General features: G+C 65.2%; 8 protein-coding genes. 7 read left to right on the forward strand and 1 reads right to left on the reverse strand.

The window, feature by feature from the left end:
* Positions 1-75: 75 nt before the first annotated feature.
* The 5 genes from rluD (at position 76) to ilvN (ending at position 7,461) form a co-directional block, all read left to right on the forward strand.
* Entirely contained in the window at positions 76-1,035 is a 960-nt protein-coding gene (gene rluD / locus FHR95_RS15160) for a 23S rRNA pseudouridine(1911/1915/1917) synthase RluD (protein WP_183315032.1), read from the forward strand.
* A gap of 24 nt (positions 1,036-1,059) precedes the next feature.
* Positions 1,060-1,815: a peptidoglycan editing factor PgeF gene (gene pgeF / locus FHR95_RS15165; protein ID WP_183315033.1), complete on the forward strand. Its 756-nt coding sequence runs from the start codon at positions 1,060-1,062 to the stop codon at positions 1,813-1,815.
* 283 nt (positions 1,816-2,098) lie between these two features.
* Positions 2,099-4,696: an ATP-dependent chaperone ClpB gene (gene clpB / locus FHR95_RS15170; RefSeq protein ID WP_040183028.1), complete on the forward strand. Its 2,598-nt coding sequence runs from the start codon at positions 2,099-2,101 to the stop codon at positions 4,694-4,696.
* A 549-nt stretch (positions 4,697-5,245) separates the two neighbouring features.
* Positions 5,246-6,970 carry an acetolactate synthase 3 large subunit gene (locus FHR95_RS15175; protein WP_040183027.1) on the forward strand — a complete coding sequence of 575 codons (1,725 nt, stop codon included), beginning with the start codon at positions 5,246-5,248 and terminating at the stop codon, positions 6,968-6,970.
* Positions 6,970-7,461, forward strand: a complete 492-nt coding sequence (gene ilvN, locus FHR95_RS15180) for an acetolactate synthase small subunit (RefSeq protein WP_040183026.1) — start codon at positions 6,970-6,972, stop codon at positions 7,459-7,461. Before FHR95_RS15175 ends, ilvN begins: the two co-directional genes overlap by 1 nt.
* A gap of 105 nt (positions 7,462-7,566) precedes the next feature.
* On the opposite strand, the gene ilvY is transcribed toward ilvN, so the two are convergent.
* The gene (gene ilvY / locus FHR95_RS15185; protein WP_183315040.1) at positions 7,567-8,454 is read right to left on the reverse strand and encodes an HTH-type transcriptional activator IlvY; all 888 of its coding nucleotides are present in this window, start codon (positions 8,452-8,454) and stop codon (positions 7,567-7,569) included.
* 177 nt (positions 8,455-8,631) lie between these two features.
* Here ilvY and ilvC point away from each other — a divergent pair, with 177 nt between their 5' ends.
* Positions 8,632-9,648 (forward strand): ketol-acid reductoisomerase, encoded by a 1,017-nt coding sequence (ilvC, locus tag FHR95_RS15190; protein ID WP_183315034.1) that lies wholly within the window; start codon positions 8,632-8,634, stop codon positions 9,646-9,648.
* Positions 9,649-9,790: 142 nt separating this feature from the next.
* Entirely contained in the window at positions 9,791-10,615 is an 825-nt protein-coding gene (pssA, locus tag FHR95_RS15195) for a CDP-diacylglycerol--serine O-phosphatidyltransferase (RefSeq protein ID WP_183315035.1), read from the forward strand.
* Positions 10,616-11,153: the final 538 nt, after the last annotated feature.

Below are 11,153 nucleotides of genomic sequence, written 5' to 3' on the forward strand. Positions count from 1 at the left end.
TATCCGCCCACTATAAAGCACCTTGCAGCGAAACGCAGTCATCGCGCTCGGTGCGCAGGGAGCCCTCTCCGACTCATGTCCCAGACCCTCGAAGCACATCATCGCGTTCCCGAGCGCATGGCGGGGGCGCGTCTCGACCAGGCCGCCGCCGAACTCTTCGCCGATTTTTCCCGGGAGCGGCTCAAGGCCTGGATCAAGAGCGGCGCCCTGACCCTCGATGGCCAGCCGGCCAAGCCCAAGGACAAGGTCTACGGTGGCGAGGCGCTGGCGCTGGCCGCCGAGATCGAGGACGACACCCGCTTCGAGCCCGAGGACATCCCGCTGACGGTGGTGTACGAGGACGACGAGGTGCTGGTGATCGACAAGCCGCCGGGCCTGGTGGTGCATCCTGCCGCCGGCAACCCCGACGGCACCCTGCTCAATGCCCTGCTGCATCATGATCCGCAGCTGGCCGCTATTCCCCGGGCGGGCATCGTGCACCGTCTGGACAAGGATACCAGCGGGCTGATGGTGGTGGCGCGGACCCTCGCCGCCCAGACGGCCCTGGTCGAGCAGCTCCAGGCGCGCACGGTATCGCGCGAATACGATGCCGTGGTGGTCGGCGTGATGACCGCCGGCGGCACCGTGGATGCCCCCATCGGCCGCCATCCGCGCGACCGCAAGCGCCAGGCGGTGAACGCCTCCGGCAAGCCGGCGGTGACCCACTACCGGGTCGTGGAGCGCTTCCGTGCCCATACCCATGTGCGCTGCCGGCTCGAGACGGGCCGCACCCACCAGATCCGCGTGCACATGGCCCATGCGCGCTATCCACTGATCGGCGACCCGGTCTACGGCGGGCGCCTGAAGCTGCCGGCCGGCGCCGGCGAGACCCTCAAGGAGATCCTGCGCGAGTTCCCGCGCCAGGCGCTGCATGCTCGCAAGCTAGCCTTCGTGCACCCTGCCGGCGGCGAACGGATGACCTTCCGCGCGCCGCTGCCGGATGACCTGCTGATGCTGCTCGACTTCCTGCGCGAAGACCGCGAGACCATGCGCTAAGGCCTCCGTGCTAAGGACCCTGTGATGAGCGATACCTTCGACCTGCGCCCGACTCCGATCCTGCCCGACTGGCCGGCGCCGGAGAGCGTGGGCGCCTTCGTCACCACGCGCGAAAGCGGCCCCAGTCAGGGGCCCTTCGCCGCCTTCAACCCCGCCGATGGCCTGGGCGATAACCCGGACCATGTGGCGCTGTGTCGTCGTCAGCTCGAGAAGGAGGTCGGCGACGGCCGCCCGTTGCTGTGGCTCGACCAGGAGCACGGTGCCCGGGTGCAGCAGGAGTACGCTCGCAACCGCCCCAAGGCCGACGCCGCCGTGGCCATGAATCGTGACTATGCCTGTGTGGTGCTCACCGCCGACTGCCTGCCGGTGTTTCTCTGCGACCGGCGCGGCGAGCGGGTCGCGGTGGCCCATGCCGGCTGGCGCGGGCTGGCCGGCGGAGTGATCGAGGCCACCGTGGGGGCGATGAGCCTGCCGCCGGAGGAGCTGATGGCCTGGCTGGGGCCGGCGATCTCCAACGCCCAGTTCGAGGTCGGTCCCGAGGTGCAGCAGGCCTTCGTCGGCGTACACCCGGAGGCCGGGGCGGCCTTCGACCCCAGCCCCTACCGGCTTGGCCACTACATGGGTGACCTCTACAAGCTGGCTCGCCTGCGCCTCGAGCGCCTGGGCGTCTCGCATATCAGTGGCGGCCACTTCTGTACCGCCTGCGAACCCCGCTTCTACTCCTACCGCCGCGATGACGGCGTCACCGGGCGCATGGCCAGCGTGATCTGGTTGCGCTAAAGCGAGCTACAAGGTTCAAGGAGCAAGTGACAAGGAAACCCTTTCTCTGGTCCCGGCTCCCGGGGCACCCTGCTGATGTGCCCCTTGCCCCTTGCCCCTTGCCCCTTGCCCCTTGCCCCTTGCCCCTTGCCCCTTACCTGCTTGATCAGCGTCAACTCCCCGCGCCCTTTCCCTGGCCGCCGACTTGAAAGCCAGCCACGCTGACTCCATTGATATCGTCAAGACACATTGACAGGGCCAAACGGTGCGTCCGAACGCGCCGTCACCCCGATGGAGGAAAGAAATGCGATTCGACAAGTTTACTGCCAAGTTGCAGAACGCCGTGGCCGATGCCCAGTCGCTGGCGGTGGGCCGCGGCCATAACCAGCTGGAGCCGGGCCACCTGCTGCTGGCGTTGCTGGATGCCACCGATACCGGCGTCAAGGCGCTGATCCAGAAGGCGGGCGGCGACGCTGCCCGCCTGCGCGATGGCCTGGTGGGCCACCTCGACGAGCTGCCCAAGGTCGCCAACTTCGATGGCGAAGTGCAGCCCTCCCGCGATCTGATCAAGCTGTTCAACCTTACCGACCGCGAGGCCCAGAAGCGCGATGATCAGTACATCGCCAGCGAACTGGTGCTGCTGGCCGCGCTGGAGATGGGCCATGCGGTGACCAAGCTTCTCACTCAGGCCGGTGTGACCCGCAAGGCGCTGGAAACCGCCGTCGACAGCGTGCGCGGCGGCGAGAAGGTCGACGACCCCAATGCCGAGGACCAGCGCGAGGCGCTGGAGAAGTACACGCTGGATCTCAATGAGCGCGCCGCCAGCGGCAAGATCGACCCGGTGATCGGCCGCGACGACGAGATCCGCCGTACCATCCAGGTGCTGCAGCGGCGCACCAAGAACAATCCGGTGCTGATCGGCGAGCCGGGCGTGGGCAAGACCGCCATCGTCGAGGGGCTGGCCCAGCGCATCGTCGACGGCGAGGTACCGGAAGGGCTCAAGGAAAAACGCGTGCTGTCGCTGGACATGGGCGCGCTGCTGGCCGGCGCCAAGTTCCGCGGCGAGTTCGAGGAACGCCTCAAGTCGGTGCTCAAGGAGCTGGCCCAGGAAGAGGGCCGAGTGATCCTGTTCATCGATGAGCTGCATACCATGGTCGGCGCCGGCAAGGCCGAAGGCTCCATGGATGCCGGCAACATGCTCAAGCCGGCGCTGGCCCGCGGCGAGCTGCACTGCGTGGGCGCCACGACCCTCGACGAGTACCGCAAGTACATCGAGAAGGATGCTGCCCTGGAGCGTCGCTTCCAGAAGGTGCAGGTCGACGAGCCCAGCGAGGAGGATACCGTGGCGATCCTGCGGGGCCTCAAGGAGCGCTACGAGGTGCACCACGGCGTCGACATCACCGACGGCGCGATCATCGCCGCGGCCAAGCTCTCGACCCGCTATATCACCGACCGCCAGTTGCCCGACAAGGCGATCGACCTGATCGATGAGGCCTCCTCGCGCATCCGCATGGAGCTCGACTCCAAGCCCGAGGAGATGGATCGCCTCGACCGCCGGCTGATCCAGCTGAAGATGGAGCGCGAGCACCTCAAGAAGGAGACTGACGAGGCCTCGAAGAAGCGGCTCGAGGGCTTGCAGGAACAGATCGATGATCTGGAGCGTGAGTACGCCGACCTCGACGAGATCTGGAAAGCCGAGAAGGCGAGCATCCAGGGCGCCGCGCAGTTCAAGGATGCCCTCGACAAGGCGCGCATCGACCTGGAGCAGGCGCGTCGTCAGGGCGATCTGGCGCGCATGTCCGAGATCCAGTACGGGGTGATTCCCGATCTGGAGAAGAAGATTGCCGAGGCCAGCGAGGCCGAGGCCGATACCTCCCAGCACCAGCTGCTGCGCTCCAACGTCACCGAGGAGGAGATCGCCGAGGTGGTTTCGCGCTGGACCGGCATCCCGGTGGCCAAGATGCTCGAGGGCGAGCGCGACAAGCTGCTGCGCATGGAGGAAGCGCTGCATGAGCGGGTGATCGGCCAGGACGAGGCAGTGACCGCGGTGGCCAACGCCGTGCGCCGCTCGCGTGCCGGTCTTGCCGATCCCCATCGGCCCAACGGCTCCTTCCTGTTCCTCGGCCCGACCGGTGTGGGCAAGACCGAGCTGTGCAAGTCGCTGGCCAGCTTCCTCTTCGACACCGAGGAGGCCATGGTGCGCATCGACATGTCGGAGTTCATGGAGAAGCACTCCGTGGCGCGACTGATCGGCGCGCCTCCCGGCTACGTCGGCTACGAGGAGGGCGGCTACCTGACCGAGGCGGTGCGCCGCAAGCCCTACTCGGTGCTGCTGCTCGACGAGGTGGAGAAGGCCCATGCCGATGTCTTCAACATCCTGCTGCAGGTGCTGGAGGACGGCCGCCTGACCGACGGCCAGGGTCGCACCGTGGACTTCCGCAACACCGTGATCGTGATGACCTCCAACATGGGCTCGGACATCATCCAGCGCATGGGCGGTAGCGACAGTGGCGATGTGGACCAGGACTATGCGCAGATGAAGGAGATGGTGATGGCGGTGGTTGGCGACCACTTCCGTCCCGAGCTGATCAACCGCATCGATGAGGTGGTGGTCTTCCATGCCCTCGGCCAGACGCAGATCCAGGCCATTGCCGAAATCCAGCTCGACCGCCTGCGCGGGCGTCTCGCCGAGCACGACCTGCGCCTCGAGGTCAGCGAGGCCGCCATGGCGCTGCTGGCCGAGGCGGGCTTCGACCCGGTCTATGGCGCTCGGCCGCTCAAGCGGGCGATCCAGAGCCGCATCGAGAACCCGCTGGCTCAGGATCTGCTGGCCGGCAAATTCTCGCCGGGCGACGTCATCCAGGTGGAGGCGGAAGGCGACCAGCTGGTGTTCCAGAGCTGAGCACGACCCTTGCCGCCCGGTTGCCGGGCGGCAAGGGTCTATACTACTGGTTTCAGGTTGCGCCCTGTCGTAACCCCATAGCCCGTCCCTCCTTGCGAGTGGACGGTTTTTTTTCGCGACCCAGATAACGCCTTCGGCCTTGCCGGATGGCCCTTCATGGGCTACCCATGCTGTTTCCGCGGTTGACACTTCCACAGTGCTAATGGAATCTTGACCCTTCCTGATACGGGCGCGGACGACAGCGGGCAATCCCCCATTACCGCGCGAAGGGTGGGCCGAGCGCCTCTACCCGCCGAAGGACTTCCGAATCCGGGCCAACCGCCCGGGTCGGCCAACGCCCCCGACGCGGTGAACCGCCGTGAAGGGAACGGCTGGTTCACGTTGCAGTGCACCACCGTTCCCGAATGAGAGTGCAGGCCCCAACAGGGCTATTTGCCAGGGTTTGGCATCAGGTGCCGGCACGGCCGGCAGCGGCATACCGCCGCACTCGACCACGTGTCCACGCGGTGGACACGGATCGCACTCGAGACCTCCAGGGGAGATACGTCAGTGGAACTGCTTTCCGGCGCAGACATGATTGCCCGCTTCCTCCAGGATGAGGGCGTCGAATATATCTATGGGTATCCCGGGGGGGCGGCGCTGCATATTTATGACGCGCTGTTCCGTCAGGACAAGGTCAAGCACATCCTGGTGCGCCACGAACAGGCGGCCACCCACGCGGCTGACGGCTACGCGCGGGCTTCCGGCAAGCCGGGCACGGTGCTGGTGACCTCTGGTCCCGGGGCAACCAACGCGGTCACCGGCATCGCCACCGCCTACATGGACTCGATTCCCATGGTGGTGCTGTGTGGCCAGGTGATGAGTCATCTGATCGGCGACGATGCCTTCCAGGAGACCGACATCGTCGGCGTGACCCGGCCAATCGTGAAGCACAGCTTCTCGATCCGCCACCCGACCGAGATTCCGGAAGTCCTCAAGAAGGCCTACTACCTGGCCGCGACCGGCCGGCCGGGGCCGGTGGTGGTGGATATTCCCAAGGACATGACCGCGCCCACCGAACGCTACGAGTACGTCTACCCGAAGAAGGTCAAGATGCGCTCGTACAACCCGGTGACCCGCGGCCATACCGGCCAGATCAAGAAGGCCGTGGAACTGATGCTCAAGGCCCGGCGCCCGGTCTTCTACACCGGCGGGGGCGTGGTCACCGGCAACGCCAGCGAGGGGCTGACCGATCTGGTCAAGCGGCTGGGCTTTCCCATCACCACCACCCTGATGGGCATCGGCTCCTATCCGCAGAGCGACCCTCAGTGCCTGGGCTGGCTGGGCATGCACGGCTCCTATGAGTCGAACATGGCCATGCACCATGCCGACCTGATCATCGCCATCGGGGCGCGCTTCGACGACCGCGTCACCAACAACACCTCGAAGTTCTGCCCGACCGCCAAGATTGTCCATGTGGATATCGATCCGAGCTCGGTCTCCAAGACGGTGCGCGCCGACGTGCCCATCGTCGGTCCGGCCGGCAGCGTGATCAACGAGATGATCAGCCTGGTGCAGGGCAAGGAGATCGCCAATCCCGAGGCGCTGGGCGACTGGTGGAAGCAGATCGATGGCTGGCGCGATGAGCGCCGCGACAAGCTCTATGAGCCCTCGAAGCCCGGCGAGGCGATCAAGCCCCAGGAAGTCATCGAGGCGCTGTGCCGGACGACGCGTGGCGAGGCCTACGTGACCACCGACGTGGGTCAGCACCAGATGTTCGCGGCCCAGTATTACAAGTTCGACAAGCCCAATCGCTTCATCACCTCGGGCGGGCTTGGCACCATGGGTTTCGGCTTCCCGGCCGCCATGGGTATCAAGCACAACTTCCCGGAGGAGCAGGTGATCTGCGTCACCGGCGAGGGCAGCTTCCAGATGATGATGCAGGAGCTGTCGACCTGTAAGCAGTTTGGTGGCGGGGTAAAGATCGTCAACCTCAACAACGCCTCGCTGGGCATGGTGCGTCAGTGGCAGGACCTCAACTACAAGTCTCGCCATGCGCACTCCTACATGGAGTCGCTGCCCGACTTCCAGCAGTTGATCGAAGCATATGGCTTCACCGCGCTGCGGGTGGAGACACTGGCAGATCTCGAGCCGGCACTGGAGCGCGCCTTTGCCGACACGCACGAGCTGGTGTTCCTCGATGTTCTCGTCGACCCGAACGAGCACGTCTATCCGATGCAGGTGCCCCTTGGCTCCATGCGTGACATGCTGCTTTCCAAGACGGAGCGGACCTGATGCGCCATATCATTTCGATTCTGATGGAAAACGAGCCGGGCGCCCTGTCACGCGTGGTGGGGCTGTTCTCGCAGCGCAACTTCAACATCGAGACGCTCAACGTGGCGCCTACCGAGGATCCGAGCCTGTCGCGGCTGACCGTGACCACCGTGGGCGACGACCGAGTAATCGAACAGATCACCAAGCATCTCAACAAGCTGATAGACGTGGTCAAGCTGGTGGATCTCACCGAGGGCAACCACATCGAGCGTGAGCTGATGCTGGTCAAGGTCAAGGCGCTGGGCGCGGCCCGCGACGAGGTCAAGCGCACCGTGGATATCTTCCGTGCGCAGATCGTCGATGTGACGCCGAGCCTCTACACGGTGCAGATCACCGGTGATGCCGGCAAGCTCGACGCCTTCCTGCAGGCCATGGCGCCAGTCGGCATTCTTGAGGTGGCGCGCACCGGGGTGTCGGGAATAGCACGCGGCGACAAGGTGCTGTCCCTCTGATTGACGACTGCGCTCGCTCGAGACGTAAATCACCGCCCCAACCGTATACGCTGCACTCTTAAGGCCGCCCCTCGGGGCGGCCTTCGTGTCTTCTGAGATGCTGGTTCAGCGCTCCGCGACCTCGTCCCAGAGGGCGGCGATCAGCGGGCTCTTCAGGCGTCGCTCGAGCACGCAGAGCCCGACGTCGTAGTGGGGTAGCTCCGGCTTGACCGGCAGGACCCTGACCCGCTCCGCCAGGGGGCTGGCGTCGAGCACGATGCGTGGCACCACGCCGACGCCGAACCCCAGGCCCACCATGCTGACAATGGCCTCATGGCCCGCTACCTGGGCGTAGATCCGCGGCGCCACCCCCAGCGCGCGAAACCAGGTGTCGCTGAACTGGCGTGACAGGCCGGCCTCGGAGAGGATCATCGGTACCTCACGCCACTGCTCGGCAGAGGGCGACTCGGGAGTGGCAGGAATCCAGTCGTGGGCCTCGTGGGGCGCGATGAACACCAGCGGCGAGCGGGTCAGCGACTTGAAGGCCAGCGCATCGGGCGCCTGGCGGGGCCGCGGGGTGATCGCCATGTCCTCGTTGCCGGCCAGCACCCGCGGCAGGGACTGGGCCGGATCCCCGGTATGCAGCTTGAGCTCGATGCCGGGATGGTGGGTGCGGAACTCGCTGAGCAGTTCGTAGAGGAAGCTGTAGCTGGCGGTCACCGAGCAGTAGATGCTGATCTCGCCGGTGAGGGTGCGCGCCTCGCGCATCAGCGACTGGCGCAGCCGTTCCCACTCCTCCAGGGTGTCCCGTGCATAGGCCTGGAAACTGCGCCCCTGGCGGGTCAGCACCACATGGCGGTTGTCACGCTCGAAGAGGCGCACGCCTAGGCTCTCCTCGAGCTGGCGGATGGTGCGCGAGAGTGTTGAGGGGCTGACGTGGCAGGCCTCGCTGGCGCGGCCGAAGTGCAGGGTCTCGGCCAGGGCGAGGAAGTGCTTGAGGGGGCGCATGTCCATGTCGGCAGTATTGCATATTTCGGGATGTGACATTGCAAATATCGCGTTTTACGCAACGCGAGGGCTGGCGTAAGGTGACGCCATCGGCTGCAACGCATCCCAGCGCCGCGATAGACGGCGCGGGTGGCCATCAACGCTGACCTCGATTCCACGCGACTACGTTCAGGAGCACCCCTTATGCGCGTCTACTACGACAAGGACTGCGATCTCTCCCTCATCCAGGGCAAGAAGGTCGCCATCGTGGGCTACGGTTCACAGGGCCATGCCCACGCCAACAACCTCAAGGAGTCCGGTGTCGACGTCACCGTCGCCCTGCGCGAAGGCTCCTCCTCCGCGGCCAAGGCCGAGGCCGCCGGCCTCAAGGTCGCCTCCGTCGAGGACGCCAGCAAGAACGCCGACGTGGTGATGATACTGGCCCCGGACGAGAACCAGAAGGCGATCTACGAGACCCAGGTGGCACCCCACCTGGCGCAGGGTGCCACCCTGGCCTTCGCCCACGGCTTCAACATCCACTACAACCAGATCGAGCCGCGCCAGGACCTGGACGTGGTGATGATCGCGCCCAAGGCCCCGGGCCACACCGTGCGCTCCGAGTTCGTGCGCGGCGGCGGCATCCCGGACCTGATCGCCATCCACCAGGACGCCTCCGGCAACGCCAAGGAGCTCTCGCTCTCCTACGCGGCGGCCATCGGCGGCGGTCGCAGCGGCATCATCGAGACCACCTTCAAGGACGAGACCGAAACCGACCTGTTCGGCGAGCAGGCCGTGCTGTGCGGCGGCGCCGTGGAACTGGTCAAGGCCGGCTTCGAGACCCTCACCGAGGCAGGCTACGAGCCGGAGATGGCCTACTTCGAGTGCCTCCACGAGCTCAAGCTGATCGTCGACCTGATGTACGAGGGCGGCATCGCCAACATGAACTACTCCATCTCCAACAACGCGGAGTATGGCGAGTACGTGACCGGCACCGAGGTGATCAACGAGCAGTCCCGCGCGGCCATGCGCAATGCGCTCAAGCGCATCCAGACCGGTGAGTACGCCAAGATGTTCATCAACGAGGGCAACAGCAACTATCCCTCGATGACCGCGCGTCGCCGCCTGAACGCCGAGCATCCGATCGAGCAGGTCGGCGAGAAGCTGCGCGGCATGATGCCGTGGATCGCGGCCAACCAGCTGGTCGACAAGTCCAAGAACTGATCTGCCGATCCGTTCCGGCTGACGCGAGGGCGCGGGTTTCCGCGCCCTCGCTGCGTCTGGGGCTTTCCTGATGTTAGCCGCCGTGAGTCCTCGGCTGCTCTGTGTGTAGAATGGGCCGACACCCAGCCGATGGAAGAGACAGATGAATCGGGATTCGCACCACAGCGAGCAAGAGCCGGATCAACCAAGCGACGAGGACCTGGCGAGCACCTTCATGCGCGAATCAGAGGTCATCGAGGAGGCCGAGGAGGGCGGCAGGAAGGTGCGGCGCAAGGGCGTCTACCTGCTGCCGAACCTCTTCACCACTTCCGCTCTCTTCTCCGGTTTCTTCGCCATGGTGGCTGCCGTGAATGGCGATTTCACCACGGCATCCATCGCCATCTTCATTGCCATGGTGCTGGATGGCCTGGACGGCCGAGTGGCGCGCCTGACCAACACCCAGAGCGACTTCGGTGCCGAGTACGACAGCCTTTCCGACATGCTCTCCTTCGGTGTGGCGCCCGGTCTGGTGGCCTTCATCTGGATCCTGCAGGACATCGGCAAGACCGGCTGGGTGGTGGCATTTCTCTACGTGGCCTGCGCTGCGCTGCGGCTGGCGCGCTTCAACGTGCAGATTGGCAGCGTCGACAAGAAGTGGTTCATCGGTCTGCCCAGCCCCTCGGCGGCGGCCCTGGTCGCGGCCAGTGTCTGGACCTTTCACAGCTTCGATGCCGATGCCTTCGGCTTCAAGCTGCTGATGCTCTTCGTGGTGGGCGCCGCAGGCATTCTGATGGTCAGCAACATCCGCTACTACAGCTTCAAGGACGTGGACCTTAAGGGGCCGGTGCCCTTCGTCTTTCTGCTGGCCATCGTGCTGGGCTTCGTGGTGATCTCCATCGAGCCTTCGGTGATGCTGCTGCTGCTGTTCGGTACCTATGTGATCTCCGGGCCGGCGATGGCGCTGATGCGCAAGCTTAAGCATTCATAGACGAAGGACTGAGCCTGATCGGCCATGCTCGACGCCGCCCGCCTCGCGCGGGCGTCGTTGTTTCTGCCCGAGCATCAATTCATCCACAGGCGGTGGCGGCTAAGGGGTGTGGACGGAAGTCGAGACGGGCCGGCTCCCGCGGCCCAACTGTCACGGGATCGTCACGCCGTGATCACCGGCGTGACATTTTCTCTGCGGAGGGGCTTGCGCCCTGCCGGGAGAATCCGTAAAGTACGCATCCGCTGCCGGCGACGGGCAAACGTTGCAGGCGGTAATAGTGGCAGAAGTGCTTGTTTCCATTTGGGTTTTTTGAAACGCTTTGAAAATTCTCGCTTGACGAACTCGCCGCATTCGGTAGAATGCTCGCCACTCGTGACAGAGACCCGCTGACGGCTTTTTCTGGATCAGCTGAGGGCTCTGAATCGGCACTCAAATCGCTTCGTCGAGTTGAGAGTTCGGTCACCCGCTTCGCTTCTTCAAAGCGCCACACAGGGTTGACATCGAGCGCCGATCACGTAGAATACGCCTTCCTCGCAGG

The organism is Halomonas fontilapidosi (assembly GCF_014192285.1).
GTDB classification, from domain to species: Bacteria; Pseudomonadota; Gammaproteobacteria; order Pseudomonadales; family Halomonadaceae; genus Halomonas; species Halomonas fontilapidosi.